General features: G+C 68.0%; 21 protein-coding genes and 1 pseudogene. 10 read left to right on the plus strand and 12 right to left on the minus strand.

The window, feature by feature from the left end; translation table 11 throughout:
* Nucleotides 1-69: 69 nt before the first annotated feature.
* Together NGR01S_RS27355 and NGR01S_RS27360 are read left to right on the plus strand one after the other, a co-directional pair.
* Entirely contained in the window at nt 70-1,050 is a 981-nt protein-coding gene (locus NGR01S_RS27355; RefSeq protein WP_063041833.1) for an NUDIX domain-containing protein, read from the plus strand.
* Between the two features lie 219 nt (nt 1,051-1,269).
* On the plus strand, nt 1,270-2,070 hold the full coding sequence (locus tag NGR01S_RS27360) for an SDR family NAD(P)-dependent oxidoreductase (RefSeq protein ID WP_063041835.1): 801 nt from the start codon (nt 1,270-1,272) through the stop codon (nt 2,068-2,070).
* Between the two features lie 11 nt (nt 2,071-2,081).
* Here the strand turns inward: NGR01S_RS27360 and NGR01S_RS27365 are convergent, their stop codons facing one another.
* From NGR01S_RS27365 to NGR01S_RS27375, 3 genes and pseudogenes are all read right to left on the minus strand, one after another.
* Nucleotides 2,082-2,918, minus strand: coding sequence for an IclR family transcriptional regulator (locus NGR01S_RS27365; RefSeq protein WP_084481773.1), 837 nt, complete (start codon nt 2,916-2,918; stop codon nt 2,082-2,084).
* 350 nt (nt 2,919-3,268) lie between these two features.
* Nucleotides 3,269-3,469 (minus strand): annotated as a pseudogene (locus tag NGR01S_RS33330) (acyl-CoA dehydrogenase family protein); the annotation flags it as partial.
* A 21-nt stretch (nt 3,470-3,490) separates the two neighbouring features.
* Complete coding sequence (locus tag NGR01S_RS27375; protein WP_063041928.1) at nt 3,491-4,666, minus strand: 3-ketosteroid-9-alpha-monooxygenase, oxygenase component; 1,176 nt, start codon at nt 4,664-4,666, stop codon at nt 3,491-3,493.
* 360 nt (nt 4,667-5,026) lie between these two features.
* Between NGR01S_RS27375 and NGR01S_RS27380 the strand changes: the two genes are divergently transcribed.
* Nucleotides 5,027-6,319 (plus strand): TetR/AcrR family transcriptional regulator, encoded by a 1,293-nt coding sequence (locus tag NGR01S_RS27380; protein WP_084481763.1) that lies wholly within the window; start codon nt 5,027-5,029, stop codon nt 6,317-6,319.
* Nucleotides 6,320-6,329: 10 nt separating this feature from the next.
* Here NGR01S_RS27380 and NGR01S_RS27385 read toward each other — a convergent pair whose 3' ends face one another.
* On the minus strand, nt 6,330-6,515 hold the full coding sequence (locus tag NGR01S_RS27385) for a hypothetical protein (RefSeq protein WP_063041841.1): 186 nt from the start codon (nt 6,513-6,515) through the stop codon (nt 6,330-6,332).
* Between the two features lie 270 nt (nt 6,516-6,785).
* Between NGR01S_RS27385 and NGR01S_RS27390 the strand changes: the two genes are divergently transcribed.
* From NGR01S_RS27390 to NGR01S_RS27400, 3 genes are read left to right on the plus strand one after another with little or no spacing between them, the layout of a single operon-like run.
* Nucleotides 6,786-8,099: an ABC transporter substrate-binding protein gene (locus NGR01S_RS27390; protein WP_084481764.1), complete on the plus strand. Its 1,314-nt coding sequence runs from the start codon at nt 6,786-6,788 to the stop codon at nt 8,097-8,099.
* Nucleotides 8,096-9,049 (plus strand): carbohydrate ABC transporter permease, encoded by a 954-nt coding sequence (locus NGR01S_RS27395; RefSeq protein ID WP_084481765.1) that lies wholly within the window; start codon nt 8,096-8,098, stop codon nt 9,047-9,049. The genes NGR01S_RS27390 and NGR01S_RS27395 overlap by 4 nt, the downstream gene beginning before the upstream one ends.
* Nucleotides 9,049-9,891 carry a carbohydrate ABC transporter permease gene (locus NGR01S_RS27400; RefSeq protein WP_063041843.1) on the plus strand — a complete coding sequence of 281 codons (843 nt, stop codon included), beginning with the start codon at nt 9,049-9,051 and terminating at the stop codon, nt 9,889-9,891. The genes NGR01S_RS27395 and NGR01S_RS27400 overlap by 1 nt, the downstream gene beginning before the upstream one ends.
* Before the next feature lie 20 nt (nt 9,892-9,911).
* Here the strand turns inward: NGR01S_RS27400 and NGR01S_RS27405 are convergent, their stop codons facing one another.
* Nucleotides 9,912-10,748 carry a class I SAM-dependent methyltransferase gene (locus NGR01S_RS27405; RefSeq protein WP_063041845.1) on the minus strand — a complete coding sequence of 279 codons (837 nt, stop codon included), beginning with the start codon at nt 10,746-10,748 and terminating at the stop codon, nt 9,912-9,914.
* Between the two features lie 72 nt (nt 10,749-10,820).
* Between NGR01S_RS27405 and NGR01S_RS27410 the strand changes: the two genes are divergently transcribed.
* Nucleotides 10,821-11,537, plus strand: coding sequence for a TetR/AcrR family transcriptional regulator (locus NGR01S_RS27410; protein WP_084481766.1), 717 nt, complete (start codon nt 10,821-10,823; stop codon nt 11,535-11,537).
* Between the two features lie 939 nt (nt 11,538-12,476).
* Here NGR01S_RS27410 and mftG read toward each other — a convergent pair.
* The 5 genes from mftG to mftA are packed head-to-tail and all read right to left on the minus strand — an operon-like array spanning nt 12,477 to nt 17,366.
* Nucleotides 12,477-13,934 carry a mycofactocin dehydrogenase MftG gene (gene mftG, locus NGR01S_RS27420; RefSeq protein WP_063041849.1) on the minus strand — a complete coding sequence of 486 codons (1,458 nt, stop codon included), beginning with the start codon at nt 13,932-13,934 and terminating at the stop codon, nt 12,477-12,479.
* Between the two features lie 19 nt (nt 13,935-13,953).
* On the minus strand, nt 13,954-15,354 hold the full coding sequence (mftF, locus tag NGR01S_RS27425; RefSeq protein WP_063041851.1) for a mycofactocin biosynthesis glycosyltransferase MftF: 1,401 nt from the start codon (nt 15,352-15,354) through the stop codon (nt 13,954-13,956).
* A gap of 35 nt (nt 15,355-15,389) precedes the next feature.
* The gene (locus tag NGR01S_RS31240) at nt 15,390-15,551 is read right to left on the minus strand and encodes a hypothetical protein (protein ID WP_157107455.1); all 162 of its coding nucleotides are present in this window, start codon (nt 15,549-15,551) and stop codon (nt 15,390-15,392) included.
* Complete coding sequence (mftC, locus tag NGR01S_RS27430) at nt 15,548-17,053, minus strand: mycofactocin radical SAM maturase (RefSeq protein ID WP_084481767.1); 1,506 nt, start codon at nt 17,051-17,053, stop codon at nt 15,548-15,550. The genes NGR01S_RS31240 and mftC overlap by 4 nt, the downstream gene beginning before the upstream one ends.
* 16 nt (nt 17,054-17,069) lie before the next feature.
* The gene (gene mftA / locus NGR01S_RS33285) at nt 17,070-17,366 is read right to left on the minus strand and encodes a mycofactocin precursor MftA (RefSeq protein ID WP_084481768.1); all 297 of its coding nucleotides are present in this window, start codon (nt 17,364-17,366) and stop codon (nt 17,070-17,072) included.
* Between the two features lie 129 nt (nt 17,367-17,495).
* Between mftA and mftR2 the strand changes: the two genes are divergently transcribed.
* A complete protein-coding gene (gene mftR2 / locus NGR01S_RS27435; protein ID WP_245664806.1) occupies nt 17,496-18,146 on the plus strand; it encodes a mycofactocin system transcriptional regulator MftR2 in 651 nt (216 codons plus the stop codon).
* Between the two features lie 68 nt (nt 18,147-18,214).
* Nucleotides 18,215-19,270: a ferredoxin--NADP reductase gene (locus NGR01S_RS27440; protein WP_063041855.1), complete on the plus strand. Its 1,056-nt coding sequence runs from the start codon at nt 18,215-18,217 to the stop codon at nt 19,268-19,270.
* A 331-nt stretch (nt 19,271-19,601) separates the two neighbouring features.
* Here NGR01S_RS27440 and NGR01S_RS27445 read toward each other — a convergent pair whose 3' ends face one another.
* The gene (locus NGR01S_RS27445; protein WP_063041857.1) at nt 19,602-20,867 is read right to left on the minus strand and encodes an FAD-dependent oxidoreductase; all 1,266 of its coding nucleotides are present in this window, start codon (nt 20,865-20,867) and stop codon (nt 19,602-19,604) included.
* Between the two features lie 7 nt (nt 20,868-20,874).
* Entirely contained in the window at nt 20,875-22,146 is a 1,272-nt protein-coding gene (locus NGR01S_RS27450; RefSeq protein WP_063041859.1) for an MFS transporter, read from the minus strand.
* Nucleotides 22,147-22,316: 170 nt separating this feature from the next.
* Here NGR01S_RS27450 and NGR01S_RS27455 point away from each other — a divergent pair, with 170 nt between their 5' ends.
* Entirely contained in the window at nt 22,317-23,198 is an 882-nt protein-coding gene (locus NGR01S_RS27455; RefSeq protein ID WP_063041861.1) for a LysR family transcriptional regulator, read from the plus strand.
* Nucleotides 23,199-23,238: the final 40 nt, after the last annotated feature.

The following is a 23,238-nucleotide window of genomic DNA, read 5'->3' on the forward strand; positions in this document are numbered from 1 at the left end:
ACCAGTCCGGGCGATAATGCACCGCAGACTCGTGACATCGGGTGATTCCCATTACATTACTACCCGAATATGCTGCGCGACAACACATTTGATCTTTCGGTGATATTCGGTTTCGGTACTGTCGGCCCAGTGATCGGAAGACATCTCGCCGACTGGTTCCGTAAACATGTGGCCGGAAAACTCACCGGGCAGGTCATCCCCGACACCGCAGGTGCCGCGGGGTATCCGATTCGGCGGACCAAGAGGGTCGTGAAAGACATGACGGAGACGGTGCCCGACCAGGAACTGGCAGGCCGGCGACAGATCGAGCAGACCGGTTTCGGGATGAGTGAGCGGCCGGGAGCCACGGAGGACCCCGATCTTTCGATCGCCGATCGAGCCGCCGACCGCGGTGACCACGCCCACGCCGAATCAGTGGATTCCCATGGAGAACCCCCGGCACCGGCATCGCCTCCAGCCGGCGAGAAATTCACACCCGACACCCGCAGATCATGGTTCCAACGGCAATTCGACGAAGGGAACCTCGATCCCGAAAATCTGGCGGCAGCCAAGGTGGTCATCATGGACGAGAACGGCCGGGTGCTGATGCTGCAATCTCCATACGAAGGCAAACGGACCATGCCCGGCGGCTTCGTCGACAACGGACCGCGAAAGAGAGAACAACCAGAAGAAGCGGCGAAACGAGAAGTTCGGGAAGAACTCGGGGAAGAACTCCAGAGAGCCGTCGGGATCGAGCGACTGCTTGCCACCAACAAGAAATCACCGGACCCCGAACATGGACGCGACTACCCGTTGACGGACTATATCTACCTCGCCACCTTCGATGAGACGACCGGTACCAGGGTGTCGGGTATGCGGTTCGATGTCGACGAGAAAGAAGTCACAGGATTCGACTTCCTTCCACCGGATGAGGCGGTTGAAAGCGCCGGGCGAAAAGGGATCGATGTCTCCGCGGCTCTCGAGGCGCACTCATCCGGAACAACAATCCACCTTGTAGACGGCGCACCTCCCTCACCCAGCGGCCGAGATGACCGGATCGGCCCGGAATAGTTGGGCCGGATCCCAGGCAGCGTCACCTGTGAATTCTTATCGGACCGCCCCCTGCCCCGACGCTGTGTGTACTTGTGCAGCGTCGTCCGCGAGGCCCCGCGCAGTCGCGCGATCGAGAACGCTGCACCCAGCGCTGCCAGCCGGTGGCGGAACCCACGTGACCACGCTGCCGCGAACGAACGCTGGCGGTCGACAGCGCTTCCGGCCTAACGTCCTGCCATGACCACCACAGCAGTTGTGACCGGCGCCGGCCGCGGAATCGGATTCGCCTTCGCCCGCCATCTCGCCGACGCGGGCCATCTGGTCGTGCTCACCGATATCGACGGTGCCGCCGCACGGCGGGCCGCCGCGGAGATCGGCCGGGGTGCGGTCGGACTCGAACAGGATGTCCGCAATATCGCCGCGCACCGGGAGATCGCGGCGCGGGCCGCGGCCCTGGGACGGCTCACGAACTGGGTGAACAACGCCGGGGTGCTCTTCGCGGGCGACGCCTGGACCCATCCGGACGAAGAGATCGCCACCATCCTGGACGTGAATATTCGCGGCGTCGTGGCGGGGACCGCGGCCGCGATCGCGCAGATGGGGCAGGCGGGCGGGGTGGTGCTCAATGTCGCGTCGCTCTCGGCGCTCACTCCGGTACCGGGTCTCGCGCTGTACGCCGCGACGAAGGCGGCCGTCCTGTCCTACACGACCTCGGTGCAGGGCGACCTCCGGCATGCCGGGCTACCGATCCGGGTCCGTGCCCTGTGTCCCGATGTGGTCGGCACCCGGATGGTGACCGCACGGGTGGCCGATCCCGGTGCGGCGCTGCTGTTCGCCGGGCCGAAGCCGATGGACGAGGACACCGTCGCCCGCGCGGGTATGACGCTGATGGACAGCCGGCAGATATTCCGGGTGATACCGCGCTGGCGTGGTGCGCTGGTTCGCGGCGTCGATCTGGCACCCGCGTTCGGCCTGAACCTGATCGCGCTGATGCGCAAGCTGGGTAACCGCCGTCGGCGACGGGCCGCCCTCGGGTAGCACGACACCGGTCAGACGTACTGCAGGGCCGCCGCCGGGCGGGGCGGCGGCACCGGCCCCAGCGGGCGGGGCCGCTGCAGCGTGGGATGCACCCGGGCCCGGCCGTCCTCGACATTGCGCCAGATCCCCAGCGCGGTCATCCGCACCGGCGCGGCCGTTCGGTGGTCGAAGCTCATCCGGTCCACCGGCCCGCAGATCGATACCGCGGCCACCGCCTGACCGATCTCTCCGACCGGTGCCGCCACGCACCCGAATCCGGCCAGTGATTCCTCGCGCTCGAAGGCGATACCGTGCGCGCGGACCTTGACCAGTTCGGCCCGCAATTGCGCGGCCGTAACGATGGAGTACCGCGTCTTCGGCCGGACGGGGCCGGCCTCGAACACATTGCCGCGCTCGCCGTCGGCGTAGGCGAGGATCGCTTTGCCCACCGCCGTACAGTGCGCGGGCTGCCGGCCCCCGACCCGAGTCGGTACCACGCCCGCCAGCCGGCCGCCGACCTTGTCCAGGTACACCACGTCCGTGCCGTCGAGTACGGCCAGATGCACCACGCAACCGGTGGTGCGGTGTAGTTCGTGCAGGAAGGGCACGGCGGCGCGGTGCAGCCGGTCCTGATGCACCGCCAGCGAGCCGAGTTCCATCAGCCGCAGGCCCAGTTCGTAGTCCCGGCCGTCGCGCCGCAACCAGCGCAGTTGTACGAGCCGCTCCAGGATGCGGTGCGCCGAGGACCGGGGTAGTCCGGTGCGGCGCACGATCTGGGCGAGCGTGAGGCGCCCCGGGCCCTCCAACGCGTCGAGAACCAGCGAGACGCGGTCGAGCACAGCGCTCGGGGTGGCGGCGTCGGCCTGGATAGTCATGAACCCTCCATTGGGTCTACGTGCTGATGCCGAATCGGATATGACGAATAGGCATATTCCTATTAGTAGCATCCTATTGTGTCTGCTGTCACACGAATGGCAAAGGTTGGCCGAAAATCACGAACGGCCCCTCGGGCCGGGCGATACGCCCGGCCCGAGGGGCCGTTCCAAGCATTTCTGCGGTGACCTCCTCACGCGGTGTAGTACTTTTCGTCGACCTTGATCCCGTCGGTGCCGAATTCGATATCGCAGCCGCCGGGAGCCCGAGCACCTCGAAGGCGAACTGCCGCCAGCGCGCCATATCCGTGGTCTGGATCTGTACGTAGCCGAGCGCGATGCTCGGCCGGATCGAATCCCATCGAGCTCGGCGCCGAGGCGTGGTAGACAATGCTCCGCACCTGGAGCGCGTGGTCGACGTCACGTCAGTACCACTGCAGTGGTGTGTCCCTTCGCGGCGCGTTACCGCCCGACCGGGCGAAGAGCTGGTCCACGGCCATCACCACCCGCCAGGCCGCCCAGGTGAACGCGCGCCGAGTGTGCACCCGGCGCGGACGAGGATGTTCGGGTCAGGTGGTGGTGTCGAGTACCGCGCCGCGAGCGATGTTGTCCGCGACCTCCGCCTCCCAGCTGGTGACGGCGCGCTCGGTATCGATCTCGAATTCGAACCGCTTGGTCATGTCCTCGGTGATGTCCTCGACATCCACGTAGAACTGCTGATACCAGCGGCGCAACTGGTACACCGGCCCGTCCTCCTCGGAGAGCAGCGGGTTGTCGATCGGCGCCTTGTTCTTCCAGATCTTCACGTCCTGCTCGAAACCCACCTCGACGCCGCGCGCGAACTGCGCCGCCATCGCCGCGGCGTCGGCGTCCGACATGCCCTGGGGTTTCTTCACCATCGCGCCGTACTGCAGGACGAACGAATTCGATGTGACCGGGTAGTGACAGTTGATCAGCACCGTCTCGATCGTCATGCCCTGCGCCTCGTTCCACAGCCAGTCGATCATGTAGGACGGGCCGAAGTACGAGGCATCCGAGCGCAGCGCGGAATCCGGATCGTCGTAGTTGGTACCGACGTTGATATCGCCGCGCGGGGTGGACCGCATGTACTGGGTCGCCACATGCCCTTCGAACACGTTCTTGAAGTAGCGCGGGAAAGAGTAGTGGACGTAGAAGAAGTGGGCCATATCGACGACGTTGTCGACGATCTCGCGGCAGTTCGACCCTTCGACCAGCAGGGTGTTCCACGTCCAGTCGGTCCACTCCGAGGTGCCGTAGCCCTCGATCTCCGGGATCGTCACCTCGTCGGTGGGTTTGCTGCCCTGCGGGTCGTGCCAGACGAACAACTGACCGTTGCGTTCCAGCGTGGGCCAGGCCCGGGTGCGGGCCAGCGGCGGTACCCGGCGGGCGTACGGGATCCCGGTGCACTTACCGTTACCGCCCCAGCGCCAGTCGTGGAACGGGCAGGCGATGGAATCGCCTTTGACCGAACCCTGGGCCAGATTGCCGCCCATATGCCGGCAGTACGCGTCGAGTACGTGCAGCGTGCCGTCGGTCTCGGACCGGAACACCACCAGCGTGGTGCCGAATGCCTTGACCTCGTGCGGTTGCCCGTCCCGGAACGATTTCGCCAGTCCCAGGCAGTGCCAGCCGCGCGCGAACCGGGTCGGGGCCGCGGCCGCCTCGATCTGCCTGTATTCGTCTGTACCGTGCTGGGGTCGCCCGTTCGGTGCAAGATCCGGCATCGGAACCTCCATGTTCCAGCGGAGTTGTGTGACTGCGCCGATAGTGGCCTGGGGCACCGGGTCGCCCCAGCCGCATTCCCGGTCAGTGGACACGTTTCGGCGCCGCGTTCGCGCCGAGTACCCCGGACGACCGGAATCCCCGGTCACTTCGACCGCCGCGGTACCCCGTGTCCGGAACCCGGGGACACCGGTGTGTGCCATGGTTGTGTTCTCCCCTTCGGGGAGTCTTCGTGCCCCGGCCCCCACGGCCACCCGGCGACGAGCCGGAAAGCCGGGCCGGGCCGGGCATCGGCCGCCGGAAACGACCCCCGAGCGGGGTGCGCGGCATTGTCGCTGGTTACCCGACGATAGGATTACGGAATGAGCGTCGACAATCGCCGGGTCCGGTCGTCCGCGCCGCCGGTGCGCGCGAGCGGTCGCGACGATCCGGGCAGCGACGTCGCCACCGAAAAGGGTGTCGCGGCGGCCCGCCCCGTACGGCGCCGTCCGAAGAACCGGCGGGCGCAGATCGCGGCGGCCGCGGCCAACGCGTTCGGTTCGCTGGGGTACCACGGCGTAAGCATGGAGGACATCGCCGGCGGGCTCGGTATCAGTTCCGCTGCCCTGTACCGCCATTACCCCAGTAAGTACGCGCTGTTCCAGGAGGAATCGCTGCGGGTCGGGCAGGCCATGGCCGAATCGGTACGGCTCGACGCCGATGCCGCGGCGGCCCCACCCGAGCAGCGATTGCGCACGGTACTGGAAGCGCTCAGCGCGGTCACGGTCGCCAACCGGGCCAGTGTGACGCTGGTGCGCTGGGAGGGCCGCTACCTGGAGCCGGCGGATCGCGAGATCCGGGACGGCCAGCAGAACGCGGTGCTGGAGGCGCTGGGTACCCAGCTCGCCGCCTACCGTCCGCAGCTGCGCGGTCAGGATCGCCAGGTGCTGGTGGTGGCGCTGCTGTCGGTGATCACCAGCATCGCCGATCACCATGCGACGCTACCCACGAAACCGCTTGCCGGGCTGCTGGTTTCCACCGCCATGGACCTCGCGGCCGTCTCGCTCCCGGAGCCGGGGGATGTCGAACCCGCCCGCCCGGTGGAGATCCCGGAATCGTTCAAGCACGAATTGCTGCTCCGCAAAGGTGTGGAACTCTTCCACGCTCGCGGATATCCGAATGTGAGCGTGGAGGATATCGCCACCGCGGCGGGTCTGTCCGCGGCGTCCGCGGTGTACCGCTTCTACCGCGGGAAGAGTGATCTGCTGGCCGCCGCCTTCCGGCGCGCCGCCGAACGGGTGTCCAGTGCGATCGGTCCCGCGGTGGCCGGAGCCGCCGGACCGCGTGAGGCGCTGGATTCGCTGATCGACCAGTACGTCGAGGGTTCGTTCGCCGAACGGGAACTCACCTTCGTCTACTACACCGAATTCCAGCACGTACCCGCCGAGGAACGCGCCGCCCTGCGCAATGTGCAGCGGCTGAGCGTGGAGGAGTGGGCGCGGCTGGTCCGGCAGGTGCGCCCCGAACTCTCCGGTCCGCAGGCGCGTTTTCTCGTCCACGCGGCCTTCGCTCTCGTGGTCGATCTGGGCCGCGCGTTCGGCACGGTCGCGACCGCCTCGCAGCAGCGGGTCGCCTTGCTCATGCGGGCGGTGCTGTACGGCCCGACCGCCCGCTAGCCGTACCCGGTCACGATGCCGGGCCGGGAGCGAGCGGGGTGATCATCTGATCGACCAGCCACTGCCCGTCGATCTTCTGCATCCGCATCACCATGCTCAACTGCCCCGGCGCGGGCTGCCCCCGGGTACCGAGACTGGTAATGGTCTGGCCGATCACCACCACGGTCTCCGCCGACTCCGCGTCGGCGGTTTTCACCGCGAGTCGTACCGCGGGCGGTGCAGTCCCTACGGAAGAACCGGGAAATCTCCGACATGGCCTCACACCGGCCGTACCGATTCGGCTGGGCGAGAACCCGGTGAGTCGTTGGAGGCGATTCATGCGCCGGCGGTGGACAATCGCAGGGGCCCGGGGCATCGGTGCTCGCAGGCAGGTGTACCAGGCGGGCCTCGGCGGGCACGGTAGACGATTCGCGAATCCGGATAGGGACGATTTCGCGCGAGGGCACGCGCGGGAGGTGGTTGCGGCGTGCGTGAGCAAGGCACCTCACTGGGACGACGCGAGTTCCTGCGGGCCGTCGCCGGTGCCGGTGCCGCGCTGACACTGGGTGGGTGTGGCAGCGACGACGACGCGCTGACGTTCTTCTTCCAGGCCAACCCCGCCGAAGCCGACGGACGGCAGCGGGTGATCGACGAGTTCACCCGCCGGAATCCGGATATCCGAGTGCGCACCCTGCTGTCCGGCCCCGACCCGATGCAGCAGATGCTGACCTTCTGCGCGGGCGGCAAATGCCCCGACGTGTTGATGGCGTGGGAACAGACCTACGCCGGTCTCGCCGACCGGGGCGTGCTGCTGGATCTGAACACCCTGCTCGACCGTGATCCGGCCTTCGCCGCCGATCTGCGGGCGGGCGGTACCGCGGCGCTGTACGACACCTTCACTTTCGAGGGCGGGCAGTACGCACTCCCGGAGCAGTGGTCGGGAAACTTCCTGTTCTGCAACAGGACCTTGTTCGACGAGGCGGGACTGCGGCCGCCCGGGCGGTGGGAAGACGCGTGGAGCTTCGCCGAATTCCTCGATATCGGGCGCGCGCTCACCGAGCGTGACAGGTCCGGCGAGGTCCGGCAGTGGGGGTTCGTCGATACCTGGGTGCCGTACTATTCGGCCGGTCTCTTCGCCGTCAACAACGGCGCCGAATGGGCGAGCCCGCGGACCGTTCCCGACCGGTCGGATTTCTCCACCGCGGCTTTCATCGAAGGCGTCCAGTTCTATGCGGACCTGGCCAACAGGTATCGCGTCGCACCGAGTCCGGCTGATCAGCAGTCGATCTCGGCGATGGATCTGTTCACGCAGGGCAGAGCCGCGCTGGCGATGGGCGGGCACTGGCGATATCGCACCTTCACCGAGGCCGACGACCTGGATTTGGATATCACTGCCCTGCCGACCGGCCCGACGGTCCGCGGCGCGCGCTCGAATATCGGCACCACGGGCCTCGCCATATCCGCCGACAGCCCCCGGAAAGAGCAGGCCTGGGAGTTTCTGAAATTCGCAGCCGGGCCGGTCGGCCAGGCGGTGGTCGCGGGAACCGGTCTCTTCGTGCCGGCCCGCGAGTCTGCCGTGCGATCACCCGGATTCGCCGCGGCGCACCGCGATATCCGGAACCTGGACATCCTCCTCGACGGACCGGCGCACTCCGCCCCACTCCCGGTCACGGTGAAATGGCCGCGCATCGACGCACTGATGGACCGGTACATCGGTCCGGTGCTCCGCGGCGCGGCCCCGGCGACCTCGCTGGCGGACAATCTCACTCCGGAAGCCGACGAGGTGCTGCGCAACCGATGACCAGCACCGACAAGATCGCGACCGGGAAACCGGCGGCATCGGATGCCGCCAACGGACGGCACCGCTCGGAGTCGGCGAAGCGGCAGGCGCGGGCGGCCGGGCTATTCATCGCCCCGAACCTCCTGGCGGTCGCGGCTTTCCTGGTCTTCCCGCTGGGCTTCTCGCTCTACCTGAGCTTCCATGAGTGGGATATGTTCGGGCCGGTCCGGTTCACCGGGTTGCGGAACTTCCGTGAGTTGCTCACCGCGGATCCGCTGTTCGCCATCGCATTGCGAAACACGGTCGTCTACACCCTCGGCACGCTGATCCCCACCATCTCGATAAGTCTCGTCGTCGCCGCGGCCCTGAACCGGGGAGTCCGGGGAACCGGCTTCTTCCGGACGGTCATGTTCCTGCCCCTGGCGATATCGAGCGTGGTGATGGCGGTGATCTGGCGTTTCCTCTTCGATACGAACAACGGGCTGCTCAATACGATGCTCGGCCGGATCGGCCTCGGCCCCGTCCCCTGGCTGGTCGAACCGCGGTGGGCGATGGTCTCGGTCTGCCTGGTCAGCGTGTGGAAGAGCATCCCGTTCGCCACCGTCGTGCTGCTCGCCGCGATGCAGGGTGTCCCGCAGGACTTGTACGAAGCGGCGAAGATCGACGGGGCCGGCGCGATCCGGCGATTCGTCTCGATCACCGTGCCCCTGATCCGGGGCGCGCTGTCCTTCGTCCTCGTGGTCTCGATCATCGACGCGGTACAGGCTTTCGACCAGATCTATGTGCTCACCGGCGGCCACGGCGGCCCGGAAACCGGGACCTACGTCTTCGGCATCATGATCTTCCAGAACGCCTTCGCCTTCGGCGACGCCGGCTACGCGGCGGCCATCGCCTGGCTGATCTTCGTGGTCCTGTTGGTGCTGACCCTCACGCAACTGTGGTTCGCCCGCAAGAATTCGACGGAGCAGTGATGGCGGCACCGGGCTGGAAGACCCGCGCATTCGTCCGAGCCGCCGCGCTCTACCTGGCGCTCATCGCAATGGCGTGGTGTGCTCTGCTTCCCATCCTGTGGGCGCTGGCGGGGTCGGTGAAGAAGCAATCCGAGGTCACCACACCGACCCTGCTCCCCCGCGAACCGCAGTGGTCCAACTACCGCACCGTTTTCGAGGAGATGCCGTTCGGCCGGATGTTCCTGAACACCGTCCTCTACGCCGGATGTGTCACGGCCGGTCAGGTCTTCTTCTGCTCACTGGCCGGGTACGCGTTCGCCCGGCTGCGCTTCCCCGGCCGCGACGTCCTGTTCATCGCCTACCTGGCCACCCTCATGGTCCCGCTCACCGTGACCGTGGTGCCCCAGTTCGTGCTCATCCGGGTGCTGGGCTTGACCGATACCCCCTGGGCGTTGATCCTGCCCGGACTGTTCGGCAGTGCGTTCGGCACCTATCTCATGCGGCAGTTCTTCCGCACCCTCCCCGTCGAACTCGACGAGGCCGCCGTGCTCGACGGTTGCTCCCCGTGGCAGATCTATTGGCGGGTCCTGCTGCCCAATGCCAAACCGGCGGTGATGGTGCTCGCCGTCCTCACCTGGGTCAATGTCTGGAACGATTTCCTGTGGCCGCTGGTGATGATCCAACGCCGGGAGATCTCCACCGTCACCCTCGGCCTGGTGTGGATGCAGGGACAATATGTCTCGGACTGGCCGGTGCTCATGGCCGCGTCCATGCTGATCCTGCTACCGCTGGTCATCCTCTACGCCGTCGCGCAGAAGGCCTTCCTCCGTGGTATCGGCATGTCGGGTTTCGGTGGACGGTGACGGGCCGGGCGGCGCTGTCATCACGTCGCCGGTCGATTCCGCCCGGTGGTCGATGCGGTGATCACCACGGTCGTGTATTTCATGACGAAGCTGCCACCGGCGTCGTCGACCGCGGACCCGAGACCGGTGAGCAACTGATCGAGCGTGTCCGGCGGGAACTGGCTGTGACCGCCGAAGGTGGGTATCTGCTCGAGCCACTCGTCCCGGGTGAAGCGGCGCGTCCAGGGAAACTCCCACTGTTCGGGCGCCTCGAATGCGCCTGCTCGACGCATCCCGTCGCCGACCGCGTTGAACTGGCCGGCGTACATGGTGGGGCCCCCGAACGGTCCTCGGGCGAACGGCGAGCCGGGCAGGAGCCGCTGATAGACGGCCCCGAATGCCTGCGCGAGCTCGGCGGGGGGTGCGAACGCGTTCCAGAAGACGGCCAGCCGGCCACCCGGCCGCAGGACCTGTGCCGCCTTGGTGGCACCGCGGACGGGGTCCACCCAGTGCCAGGACTGCCCGGAGATCACTGCGTCGAAGTCCCGGCCCGCGGGATCCCAATTCTCGAACTTCGCCACCTCGACGGCGAATCCCTCCTCGGCCGCGAACGCGGCCATCCGCGGGTCGACCTCGACGCCGAGTACTCGACATCCGGCCGCGGCGAAGGGTTGCGCTGAAATCCCGGTGCCGATGCCGACATCGAGGACATCGTGACCGGGAGCCGCCGCGATGACCCGAGCCGCCATCGCGGCGGGGTAACGCGGCCGGGTTCGGTCATAACGTTGCGGGTCATCGCCGAAGGACTGCGCGAGCCGGCGTGCGTAGTGGGATTCGCCCACGGGGGACGACGACGAATCGGACGGTAGAGTGGTCATGCGCCCACTATGAGTGGGCGCTCGCCCACTTGTCAATCGCGGAGCGAGAACTACGGAAAGGGCGGTGCCCGGATGCCGACCGGTGTGGCATTGCGTGATGCGCGCGAACAACTCTTCGCCGCCGCCCGGCGCGTCCTACTCCTCGGCGGACCCCATGGACTGACCAGCCGGGCGGTGACCACCGAAGCCGGAGTCGCCAAAGGCGTGATCCACCGGCACTTCACCGATTTCGACGCCTTCCTCGCCGAGTTCGTCCTCGACCGGATCGCGGCACTCGACCGGCAGGCCGCGACGCTCCGCGATACCGCCGGGACCGGCCCCGTCGCCGAGAATCTCGCCACCGCCCTGACCGAGCTGTTCGACCCGGTGGCGGTAGCGATCGTCGCGCTCATCGTTTCTCGCGACGACCTACGAGTCCGCCTGCGCGAGGCCGGCGCGGCCCCCATACCTGTCCTGGGCGAAGGCACCGCCATGATCGCCGACTACCTCACCGCCGAACGAGACCTCGGGCGCCTGGCCGCGGACGCCGACGTCGCCACCCTCGCCCCCACGCTCACCGGTGCGGCACACCTGCTATTCGCCGACCGCGAGAACGCACCGACCGCGGCCGCCGTCCACAGATCCGTACAGGCCGTGCTCACCGGCGCCCTGCCCCACAACCACACGCCTGAACACACCCGGCCGTTCTTCCGGCGCGCCGACAACCCTCACCCGGGTCCGCTCGATCTGGCCGCGCAGGCACGATCGCATCCGGAAGCTGTCGCCGATCCTGCGCCGACTCACCGATGACGAACGAGTCCTGGCAATCGACGAAATCGACCTGGCCGGCGCGGACCGCGGACCAATCGCCCGGAACGCGCACTTCGCGGGATCGGTCGAATGACCGGACACCCCATTCGCAAAGCCGATCGCGCCTGGGAGCCGACGACGTACTATCCGCGGAGAAACCGCCGGACCCGACCACGGCGGTCGCGCTACCGGCCGAGCAGGCAGCAGAACGGTCCGACAGGGTGGGCGGGCAGGGATCAGCCGCGGGAAATGCCCTCGAGGAACCCGACCGGATCTTCCGGAACGGCGGGCGCACTTCCCCTGACCGGCGCGAGCCGATTCCCAACATTCATCGGTGTGGCGAGTCGCTCGAAGTCGACAATTGTGGGTCGCGAGGAGTTCGCTGAGTCTTCCGCACCGGCGCCGTACCTTCCCCGGTGCCCGGCGCCGGGTGCGGATTCTCGGGTGGCCGGATCACGTTGCCGCAGCGGGCCACCCAAGGGACCAGAGTACAAGCTCGCGGTCCGAATCCCGGGAGATCGGCCCGGGGTGTCGGAAATGTGGACGCAATATTGCACGGTGCCGCTTGATATTTCGGCGGGCAGACCCCGGTGAGCTGTATCCCCGACCGATACAGCTCACCTACCACACCGGTTGGCCCGGCGCAGGCAATTGGGGTACGCCGATAGCGGACGGCTATACCTCGGTGGCGGCGATTCGCGCCCGGGTGCCGGGCAGTGTCCGGATATCTGCGCAGGGGCCGGTCCTGATCACCGACCGGCGAATCGCACCGGTGGAAGGTACCGCACCGGCCACAGCCGCGCCAGTGGGAGTTCCGCGCCTTCGCGGGGGCCGGGCGGCCGGGCCGAGCGAGTTCGCCATCGATTAGCACGCCGTCGACCGCTCCAGGGCCCGAAAGGCGCTGCGGCAGTGTAAATGCAGGTGATCACTGGGCGGGATTCAGCGCAGTTCGGCGGACGCCCGTTCCGCCAGCAGCACCACGGTCGCCTGCGGACCCCGGCTCAGTGGTACCGGCACCACGGACAGGTCCACGACCGAGAGCCCGTCCACCCCGTGCACCCGGAACCGCTCGTCGACGACCGCCCGCGGATCGCCGGCGCGTCCCATCCGGCAGGTACCCCCGAGATGCTGTGAGGTGCCGAGGCGGTCGTACAGCCACCGATCCGAAACCGGGTCGACGGGGCCTACCGGTTCGGCCGCCATGGACCCGAGGATCTGCCCGGTCAACTCCACCGCGTTGCGCAGCCGGGTCCGGTCGGTTCCGGTCCCGAGGTAGCCGTGTTCGATCCGCGGCGCGGCCAGCGGATCGGCCGAGTTCAGCGTGATGGTGCCCGAACTGGTGGGCCGCATCAGGGTCACGCCCATCCGGTAGACCCCCGGTGTGAACGCGACCGTATAGGGACGGATCTCGATATCGTCGAACTCCAGGACGTATTCCAGGGGGACGGACCGGCCCGCGGGCGCCGGATGCCGGTAGTCGATACCGATTTCGGGATGGTCGGTGAGCCATCGCCCGACCGGTACGTCGGCGACCACCGGGATACCCAGTGCCGTGGACTCCGCGGCCGGTCCGATACCGGAACGCAGCAGCAGTGCCGCCGATTCGATCGCGCCCGCGCACACCACCACCCGGTCGGCCCGGATCGTGTCGGGTCGGCCGCCGTGGAGGCAGTCGGCGCCGACCACTCGGTCGCCGCGGAAACGCAGCCGGGTCACCAGGGTTTCGCCCTGCACCGTCAGATTGGGACGCGATAGCGCCGGTAGCAGATACGAATGCGCGGGACCTATCCGATGACGCCGGCCGGAGGCATCGGGCGGCCCGACCGTGCACGGCACCGGGCCTACGCCCGCCTCGGGGCCGCCGGGCAACGCGTTCCAGTCCGCGACCTCACCGAATCCGAGTTCCCCGCAGGCCGTGCCGAACTCCTCGACCAGCCGAGTGAACGCGCGCGTCCGGCGTACCGGGACCGGCCCCGCCCGGCCGTGGCCGGGGTGATCGCCGTAGTCGTGATCGTTCTCGAGCGCCCGGAAATAGGGCAGCACCGATTCGAAATCCCACGCGCGGGTACCCACTTCCCCGCTCCATGCCGCGAAATCCCGCGCCGCGGCCCGGATGAAATAGGACCCGTTCACCGACCCCGAACCGCCGATACCGCGGCCGCGCACGATGGTGCCCGGTCGGCCCGGTGCCAGGGCTACGGGATAACGCCACAACCAGGCGACCTGGTCACCGAGCGGCAGGTCGGCACTGTCGGCGAGCTCCGGGGGGAAATCGTCGGCCGAAGCCCAGTGGCTACCCGCCTCCACCACCCGCACAGTATGTCCCGGATCTTCGCTGAGCCGGGCAGCCAGCACACATCCGGCGCTCCCGGCGCCGATGATCAGCGTGTCCACCATGCGGGGCGACCTGCTCGGGTTACTGGGGCGGGGCGGTCGGCTTCAGGGCGGCGGGACTGCCCGCCCGGAGCGCGCCCAGCCACAGGCCGGTGCCGTAGCCGATATCGTCGACCCGCCGGAACACGATATAGCGCAGCGGATCCAGTCCGCCGGGCTCGCGATGGGTGTACCAGTCGACCGCGCCCTCGGCCACCGCCAGCGATAGTGCGATCTGTCGTATCCGGCGGGAGAACAGCATGGCGGCCAGGGTTATCGGCCAGTAGTGCCGGCACATGGCCGAGGCGATCCGCCACAGACCGGCGAAAAACCCGCGTGCCACGTAGATCGCCGCGACACCGGTCGGGTTGTCGACGCCGGCGAACGCGCGCCGCAACCGGCGCAGCGGCAGCAGCAGTGTGAGTCCCGCGCCCAGCACGCCCCAGCGGGTCCGGGTCGCCAGCAGCATAGCCGCCGCCGCGGTCCATTTCGGTACCTGCAGCGGTGACACCATTCCCGCGTGCCGGTCGCTGAGCGGGGCGGCGCCGGTGCCGTAGAACATCTTGCGACGGAACCAGTCCCGGAACGACACCCGGTGATCGTGGGCCACGTGCGCGGCCGGTTCGTAGCGGGCCCGCCAGCCCGAACGCTCGAGCCGCCAGCACAGGTCCACATCCTCGGCGACCTGCATGGTCTCGTCGAAACCGCCTTCGGCTTCCAGCACCGAGCGGCGCACCAGCAGCGCGGCGCTGGGCACATAGGACACCACCCCGCGTGATTGCACCGCCGATTCGCGGCGGCCCAGATCCAGCGAGGAGCGGGCGTGCTCATAGCGCGCCAGCGTATTGGTCTCCGGGTCCAGCGCCACGATCCGCGGCGCGACCAGGGCGACCTGAGGGTCGCTGAAATGCCCGAGCATAACTTCGAGCCAGCCGCTGCGCGGTACCACGTCCGAGTCGAGGAAGGCCACGAACTGGGTCGTCGCGGCCCGCAGGCCGGTGTTACGGGCCGCGGCGGGGCCGCGGCGCCGTTCGTGCCGCAGCACTTTCACCCGGCAGCGGCCGGTGTGCCCGTCGGCGATCCGTACCTCGTCGTCGGAACCGTCGTCGACAACGATCACCGTATGACCGCGCAGCGCGGCCAGCAGCCGGTCCAGCCCGCCGGGGTTGTTGTGCAGCGGGACGATGATCGTCACATCCTCCGGCGACGGCAACAGCCGCGGCCGGGGATTGGCCACCCCGGAATCCAGTAGCCGTCTGGCAACCACTGCCGATTGCGGGCTGTTCACCTCGAGATAGCCGTCACCGATCATTTCGGCGGCCTCGGGAGCCAGGCGCAGCAACCGGGCAGGTGAACCTCCGATAAGGATTCGCCCCCCCGAGTATGCGCGCACCCGTGGGTCGATCCGCACCCCGAATCCGTCGGGCAGGCGATCATTGCGCATTCCACGGATGGTAACTGCCGATTCGATACAAGACATCAGCAGTCCGGGAAAAAGTGCTTCGAGCCGAGGAAATTCCCGGAATTATCGGGCGTGCGGGCATGAAATAGATCACCGCGGCCGTAGCGCAGGCATGAAAAGCCGCCCGGAGCAATGGTCTGGCTACCGTCGCTCCGGGCGGCTTCCCGGAAGTTGCTCACACGAGCGGACTCTCGTCGCACGCGCGCGCCGGACGCCGCGCCGGCGGCAACAGCGTCAGCGGAACCGGACCCCCGGAACGCGCCCGGCGCGGGGCGGTCTTTCGCGAATGGTCCACCGCCGGACGCGGGATCACCCGTCCGGTGGCGGCCAGCGCCGCTTCCCCGTAGCCCTGCACGCATTCCGGATCCGGACCATCGGCCGGCAGTCCGGTGAAGAACTTCGCCGCCATACACCCGCCCCGGCAGGAGTCGTAGTGCGCGCACGAGGCGCAGGCCCCGCCGCCGCTGGGCTCCCGCAACTCCTCGAACAGCGCCGATTCCCGCCACACCGTGGCGAAACCGCCGTCGGTGACCACGTTTCCGGCATGGAATTTCTCGTGGATGGCGAATGGGCAGGCGTAGACGTCACCCAGCGGATCGACCAGACACACCACCCGGCCGGCCCCGCACATGTTCAGTCCCGGCAGCGCCTGACCGTAGGCGGAGAGATGGAAGAACGAATCCCCGGTGAGCACACCCTCGCCGTTGCGGACCAGCCAGTCGTAGAGCGTGCGCTGCTGTTCCGGAAGCGGATGCAGTTCGTCCCAGACATCCGCACCGCGGCCCGACGGCCGGAGCCGGGTCAGCCGCAGGGTGGCGCCGTAACGGTCCGCGATCTCTTTGAACTGGTCGAGCTGGTCGATATTGTGCCGGGTGGCCACCACGGACAATTTCGCGTCCCGGAAGCCGGCGTTCGCGAGATTCTCCAGCGCCCGGATCGCCGTGGCGTAGCTACCCGGCCCGCGGACCGCGTCGTTCACCTCGGCGTCGGCACCGTCCAGCGAAATCTGGACGTCGACATAATCGCTGGCGGCGAGCCGCTGCGCGACCTCCGGAGTGATCCGGACCCCATTCGTGGAGAACTTCACCCCGACCTGATGCGAGGTCGCGTAATCGACCAGTTCCCAGAAATCCGGACGCACGGTGGGTTCACCGCCGCCGATGTTCACATAGAACACCTGCATCCGCTGGAATTCGTCGATCAGCGCCTTGCACTGTTCGGTGCTGAGTTCACCCGGATCACGCCTGCCCGACGACGACAGACAATGCACACACGAGAGATTGCACGCATAGGTGAGTTCCCAGGTGAGGCAAATCGGAGCCGCCAGACCCGATTCGAAACGGTCGACCAGCCGGACCGCCGGATCGGCCGGACCCACCCCGGTGAAGGGCGCGGGCTCACCGAGCACCGCCGTTTCCGGCGCGCGCTGGATCATCTGCGAATCGGCCAGTTCGGTCAGCGCCCGCAGGTACGGGGCGGCGGCCGCGTCCTCGATCCCGGCGGCCCGGACGGCCGCCCGCGCCGAGGTGTGCCCCGGCAGGGAACGCACGATCTCGACGATCCGCGGATTCTTCAGGAACGACAGCTTGCGGGTTCCGAAGTGGTAGAGCAGCGCACCGAAGGGCTCCGGCCGCAGCGCCACCCGGGGATGCAACTGCCAGCGGTTTTCCAGATCGAGCATGGTTGGCTCCCGCCGGTCAGTAGACGCCGCACATACCGTCGATGGACACCTCTTCGATCAGCGATTCCTCGATCACGGGCGCATTCGCGGCCGCGTCGGTGTCGACGGTTGCGATCGGGCCGCGGTGATCGGTTTCGGCCGGTCCGAAGGAACGGTTGTCCGCCATGGCTACCTCCACAGATTGGTGCCTGCGCCGGCTCGCTGCCGTGGTGACCCGCCCGCCGCGGCGCCGCTGGGGAAACCGCCGGTGGGCCCCGGCACAGCGCCGGCGCCGCGGTCGCCCGGTGCGACCACCGTCACACCATAACGTCATCCACTGACAAAATGGAACAGTTTTCGGGTAATGTCCACGCTCACGCCGGAACGCGACCTCTAGACTGCGGGGGCAGAGCAGCTGAACAGAACGTGACGGGCGGATGCCGCTCGACGTGTAGAGGTGGCAATGGGAGTCGTGCGAATGCAGGCGAGCGCGGGCGGGGGCGGTAACGGCAGCACCCTCTCGGAGACCGAGATCGTCGAAGCGGCACTTCGGGTGGTCCGCGCCGACGGGGTGGAGAAGCTGTCCATGCGACGACTATCCCGCGAGCTCGGTGTCTCCCCCATGGCGCCGTACTACTACGTCGCCGACAAGCGCGAACTACTGGACCTGGTGGCCACCGCGGCACTGACCGGGGTGCGCAAGCCGCCGCCCGACTCGGGACCCTGGCAGGACCGCCTCGTCGATCTGCTCGCCCAGATCGACGAACGGCTGCGCCGGCACCCCGGACTGGGCGATGTGCTCATCGAGCAGATGCTCGGGAAACAGCTCGACCTGATCGCCGGAATCATGGAGATCCTCTACGAGGCCGGGTTCGACGATCGCAATGTGCTGGCCGGTTACGCGACCATCCACACCTACCTGTTCGGCCGCCGGCGGGTGAATCCGCGCAACCTCGACACCCCGCCCGATGTGGTGATGCCGGAACGAGTGGCCCGCGCAATGGAACACCTGCCCGATCTGCGGGGCAAGTATTCCTACGATTTCGGGGTGGGCGTCCTGGTCTCCGGCCTGGAGAGTCAGCTCGTCCGCCAACAGTCCGCCGGCATAGGCTAAAATTGGAACACGTTCTAGTTTTGCCGTAGGCTCGAAGCCACCGGCAATCAGTGTTTCGAGAGGACGAGATGACCACCGTCGAAGTGCCCCATGGCTCGCGATCCGTCGTATTGCGGGTCGCCCAGGTCATCGCGGAAACCGCCGACGCGAGCTCGCTGGTCTTCGAGGTCCCCGAGCAGGCGCGGGAGAAGTTCGCGTACCGGCCCGGCCAGTTCCTCACCCTGCGTATCCCCAGCGACCGCACCGGATCGGTGGCGCGCTGCTATTCGCTGGCGAGTTCGCCCTTCACCGACGATCTACCCAAGGTCACGGTGAAGCGCACCAGCGACGGGTACGGCTCCAACTGGCTCTGCGACAACATCAAGCCGGGTGACCAGCTCGAGGTGCTGCCGCCCGCCGGGGTGTTCACCCCGAAAGATCTCGATGAGGACCTACTGCTCTGCGCGGCCGGCAGCGGTATCACCCCGGTGATGTCCATCCTCAAATCCGCGCTGGCGCGAGGCAGCGGCAAGATCGTGCTGTTCTACGCCAACCGCGACGCCGAATCGGTGATCTTCGCAACCGAACTGCGCGAACTGGCCGAGAAGAACCCGCAGCGGCTGGTGGTGGTGCACTGGCTGGAGACCCTACAGGGCCTGCCGACCGTGACCGCGCTGTCCGAAGTGCTGCGGCCCTACACCGAGTACGCCGCCTTCATGTGCGGTCCGCGGCCCTTCATGGACGGGGTGCACGACGCCCTCACCCAGCTCGGGGTACCGCGCAACCGCACCCACGCCGAGATCTTCAACTCGCTCGCCGGTGACCCGTTCGCCGATACCGCCCCGGCCGAGATCTCCGAGGCGGACGCCGCGGACGCGGCGACCGTGGAGGTCGAACTGGACGGGGAGACGCACAACCTGAGCTGGCCGCGGAAACAGACCCTGGTCGACATCATGCTGGACAAGGGCCTCGATGTACCCTACTCCTGCCAGGAGGGCGAATGCGGGTCCTGCGCCTGCACGGTACTCGAGGGCAAGGTCGAGATGGAGAACGCCGAGATCCTCGATCCCGAGGACATCGAGAACGGCTACATCCTGGGTTGCCAGGCCCGGCCGGTCACCGACCACCTGCGAATCCAGTTCTGATCGCCCGGCCTGCGTCCTGGGTCGCCTGTATCCGGTATCCGGCGGTACGGCCTACCGGATAAGGGTGAGCCGGAGGTGCGTGCCCATCTCGTTGCCGACGATGCGGTCCGTACGTCGTTGCACCTGGCCGTCACCTGGTTCCTGAGAGACAACCGGGCGATCGTGCGCCGAGCCGGTCGCCCAGGGCCGAACGCGATGCCAATCGAGGACGTACGGCGGCGGGGCGCCCCGGTCATCCGGGAACTCCCGGATGACCGGGAGCCCGCGAACCCCTCGATACGATCCGCCGGACGATCGTTGCCCGCGGGCTCCCGGTCGCGTTTCCCAGCGGTTAGACGGGCACGGGCTCGGGTAGCCGGGCTCCCTGACGCTGAAGTTCCTCGCGCACGCTCGCGGTGGTGACCTCGCCGTTCCGGACCTGCTGCGCCGCCGCGACCCCGGCCGCGTGCCCGGTGGCGAAGGCGGTGCCCATCACGCGCAGCGATGCGCCGGCCTGCCGGTCGCCATCGAGAGTTCGCCCGGCGGCGTAGAGATTGTCCGTGCCGACACTGCGCAGGCAGTCGAGGGGAATCGGGTAGAAACCGGGATCGCCGATGAATTTCCAGGTGGACGGGATGCCTGGGCCCGGATGGTACTCCATCGGCCAGGCCCCGATCGCGACCGCGCTCTCGGTGGTGCCCGGGTGGACGATATCCGCCTCACGCAGCCGCTGCCGGGTGACGATATGGCGGGATTCCCGGGTACCGAGTTCGGGACCGGTGGTGACGATATACGCGTGTTCGGCGCCGGGGATCGTCCGCACCACCGGCAGATACGCCTGGGCCTGGCGGCGGGCGCTGATCTCGGCGCGGGTGGTGTCGGCGGCGGACCGGGCGTCGTAACCCTCGTCCACCAGGTACATGATGACGTCGCCGGAGACCGGCATCCGGGCGACCAGCCCGGACTCGGCGAGCAGACCGTCCACACCGGCGGCTTTGGCACTGCGGACCGCCGCGCCGACGGTATCCACCGTGACCTCGGCATCCGGTTCGATACCACCGAACCGGACGCCGAGGCTGCCGTTCTGGACCCAGCCGTCGGTGCCGTAACGCACCTCGGCCCCCGCGTGGTGCGCGAGATCGGCGTCCCCGGTGGCGTCGACGAAGGCGTCGGCGGTGAACCGGTGCACGCCCTCGTGGTCGGCGACCTCCACGGCGGTGATGCTGTCGCCCTCGGTGTGGGCGCCGATCAACAGACTGTGCAGGCGGACATCGACCTGGGCCTCCCGGCACAGCTCGTCCAGTACGACCTTCACGTTCTCCGGGTCGAAGACCACGGTGACCGCGTTGAACCGGCGCGGCTCGCCGACCGCGCCGCGCGCCTTCAGCCGCGATATCACCTCGTCGGCGATACCGAAGACGACCTGCCGCAGGTCGTCGCGGGTGTAGAGACCGCAGTAGGTGACAACATTGCGCAGCGTCGCGGCGCCACCCAGGCACGGCCCGCGTTCGATCAACAGGGCGCGGGCACCGGACCGGGCAGCGCCCACCGCCGCGGCGATACCGGCCGATCCACCGCCCGCGACAATGACGTCGTAGTGGGTATTGCTCGGGGTCATACGGGGATCAGACCTTTCCATTGGTGGCGAGGACCAGCGCATTGCCGTCGCCGGGCGCGGCGGTACCGGACGCGGATTCGCGGTTGTCGGCGTCGCGGATGAAGTACATGGGAAGGATCGCCAGGCAGGGCCCGGCGGCGAGGACCAGGAAGACCAGCTGGAACGAGCCACTCGCGGCGAAGACCAGGCCCACCACGGCGGGCACGATGGTGCTGCCGAGCTGCCAGAAGGCATTCACGCCGCCGGTCGCCGTCCCGGCGAGTTCGGCACCGGACAGGGTCGGGATCATCGCCATCATGACCGGGCTGTAGATGTAGGCGGTGATGCCGAGGAACGGCGCGATCCACAGGAACTGGGTGGCGGTGGTCGCGAAACTGAAGATGATCAGGCAGGCCACGAAGGCAGCCAGGATGGCGATCGTGAGCCGTCGGCGACTCAACCCGAGCGCATCGCCGAGCAGCCCGATCAGTGGTTTGGAGAACACCGCCACCGCGCCGAAGATCATCACCACGGTGCCGGCCCGCACCGGATCGATACCGACGCCCTTGACCATCAGCAGGTTCGACCAGGTGATGAACCCGTAGGTGCCCCACAGCGCGCCGAATCCGGCGAGCGCGATCAGCAATAGGCCGCGATTGCGCACCAGCGGCCGCAGATTCGGGCGGCCACCGGTTTCGGTCCGGGCCTCCACCAGCGGGCCGGGGCGCAGCAGGATCAGGCACAGGACACCGACCACGATCGACGTGAGACCGAACAGGTGATACGACGTGCGCCAGCTGTGCGATTCGATCAACCGGGGTACGACCGCGTTCGCGATCACCAGTCCGAGCGAGGTCGCGGTCATGAAGACACCCATCGCGAAGCCTCGCCGCTGCGGGCTGAACCAGCTGGTGAGCAGTTTGACGCCGCCACCCACCTCGGCGCCCGCGCACAATCCGATACACGCCTGGAAGAGCAGGCCCAGCGCATGGCTGTCGACCTCGCCGAAGGCGAGCATGAACCCGCCGGAGAGCAGGATGCTCACCCCGACGGTCATCCGCGCACCGAGCCAGTCGGCGACGAAACCGCCGATGGCATTGGAGATCACGTAGCCGATGTAGTAGGTGGTGGCGAAGACACCGAGGCCGGCGACGGCCACCCCGAGGTCCTCGCCCACCGAGCCCGCCGCCGGGCCCCAGGTGGCCCGGTCGACCGAGGTCATCGTGAAGGCGGCCCAGCAGAGGGTCAACACCACCCAGCGATATCGGGTGTCGGGTGTTGCGGGGGATATCGCGGTCACCGGAGGTCCTTTCGAGTGAAGCTGGGGCACCGGCGCCCGCACTGCGTGGCGGCTGTGGCACCCACCACAATGCAACCGTGCGGACGGCTCATGATCCAATGCCACTTGGATGACCCGGGTATGTCCTGAAGTTATGGCATACCGATCGGTATGCGAAACAGGGAGCAACGATGGAGCTACGACAGCTACGGTATTTCGTCGAAGTATTCGATCGCGGCTCGCTGTCGGCGGCGGCGAAGGCGCTGCTGATTTCCCAACCGGCCCTCACCCGCCAGGTCCAGCAGCTGGAACGCGAATGCGGCGTGCCGCTCTTCGAGCGGGTACCTGCCGGTATCGTGCCCACTCCCGCCGGGACCGCCCTTTATCAGCATGTCCTCACCCTGCTCCGCTACGCCGACACCGCGAAGGACGCCGCCCGGGAGGCCGGTCCGGTCCGCGAGATCGTGCAGATCGGCCTCGCCCCCGGCCTACCGCCCACCTGGCTCGGGCAAATCATCGACACCGTGCGGGTGGCCGTGCCCCAGGCATACCTTTCGCTCACCGACGCGACCAGCACCGCCCAACTCCAGCAGCTGCGGGCCGGACGACTCGATATAGCATTCGTGCATGAACCGCCCGCGGGGGATCTCGTCCGGCACCGGGTCCTCGAGGAGCCGTTCGGATTCGTCGTGGATCCGCGACTGGACGGCGAGTTCAGCGGCGATATCTGCCCGCTGAGCGCCCTCCACGGCATGGACGTGCTCGCGCACGCCCGTGACCAGGTGCCCATCGGCCACGACCGGCTGGTATCGGCGGCCCATGAAGCCGGTGTCAGGCCGCGGTGGCATTTCGCCAACTACACCGAGAACGCGCGGGCCTGTCTGCATGCCACGGGAGCCGGCGGAGCGATCCTGAGCCGCACCACCGCGGGCCGCCTGCTGCCCGGATGGGTCTGGCGGCGACTGGTCGACCCGCCGATCACCATGCAGACCTGGATCGTGCGCCAGCCGGTGGTCCGGGGCACCGTCGCCGCGGTCGCCGACACCATCGCACGCTCCTTCGGCATCGACTGAGACGGGGCCGGAGCAGGCCGTGCCCCTCCCCGCCTCCGGC

This window comes from Nocardia grenadensis NBRC 108939, from assembly GCF_001613445.1.
Lineage (GTDB): Bacteria > Actinomycetota > Actinomycetes > Mycobacteriales > Mycobacteriaceae > Nocardia > Nocardia grenadensis.

What these genes read in the sequence shown, in the direction of transcription:
- NGR01S_RS27355 (WP_063041833.1), top strand. Translation starts at nt 70, where the DNA reads ATGCTGCGCGACAACACATTTGATCTTTCGGTGATATTCGGTTTCGGT.
- NGR01S_RS27360 (WP_063041835.1), top strand. Translation starts at nt 1,270, where the DNA reads ATGACCACCACAGCAGTTGTGACCGGCGCCGGCCGCGGAATCGGATTC.
- NGR01S_RS27375 (WP_063041928.1), bottom strand. Translation starts at nt 4,666, where the DNA reads ATGCCGGATCTTGCACCGAACGGGCGACCCCAGCACGGTACAGACGAA.
- NGR01S_RS27380 (WP_084481763.1), top strand. Translation starts at nt 5,027, where the DNA reads ATGAGCGTCGACAATCGCCGGGTCCGGTCGTCCGCGCCGCCGGTGCGC.
- NGR01S_RS27395 (WP_084481765.1), top strand. Translation starts at nt 8,096, where the DNA reads ATGACCAGCACCGACAAGATCGCGACCGGGAAACCGGCGGCATCGGAT.
- NGR01S_RS27400 (WP_063041843.1), top strand. Translation starts at nt 9,049, where the DNA reads ATGGCGGCACCGGGCTGGAAGACCCGCGCATTCGTCCGAGCCGCCGCG.
- NGR01S_RS27405 (WP_063041845.1), bottom strand. Translation starts at nt 10,748, where the DNA reads ATGACCACTCTACCGTCCGATTCGTCGTCGTCCCCCGTGGGCGAATCC.
- NGR01S_RS27410 (WP_084481766.1), top strand. Translation starts at nt 10,821, where the DNA reads ATGCCGACCGGTGTGGCATTGCGTGATGCGCGCGAACAACTCTTCGCC.
- mftG (WP_063041849.1), bottom strand. Translation starts at nt 13,934, where the DNA reads ATGGTGGACACGCTGATCATCGGCGCCGGGAGCGCCGGATGTGTGCTG.
- mftF (WP_063041851.1), bottom strand. Translation starts at nt 15,354, where the DNA reads ATGCGCAATGATCGCCTGCCCGACGGATTCGGGGTGCGGATCGACCCA.
- mftC (WP_084481767.1), bottom strand. Translation starts at nt 17,053, where the DNA reads ATGCTCGATCTGGAAAACCGCTGGCAGTTGCATCCCCGGGTGGCGCTG.
- mftA (WP_084481768.1), bottom strand. Translation starts at nt 17,366, where the DNA reads ATGACGTTATGGTGTGACGGTGGTCGCACCGGGCGACCGCGGCGCCGG.
- mftR2 (WP_245664806.1), top strand. Translation starts at nt 17,496, where the DNA reads ATGGGAGTCGTGCGAATGCAGGCGAGCGCGGGCGGGGGCGGTAACGGC.
- NGR01S_RS27440 (WP_063041855.1), top strand. Translation starts at nt 18,215, where the DNA reads ATGACCACCGTCGAAGTGCCCCATGGCTCGCGATCCGTCGTATTGCGG.
- NGR01S_RS27445 (WP_063041857.1), bottom strand. Translation starts at nt 20,867, where the DNA reads ATGACCCCGAGCAATACCCACTACGACGTCATTGTCGCGGGCGGTGGA.
- NGR01S_RS27455 (WP_063041861.1), top strand. Translation starts at nt 22,317, where the DNA reads ATGGAGCTACGACAGCTACGGTATTTCGTCGAAGTATTCGATCGCGGC.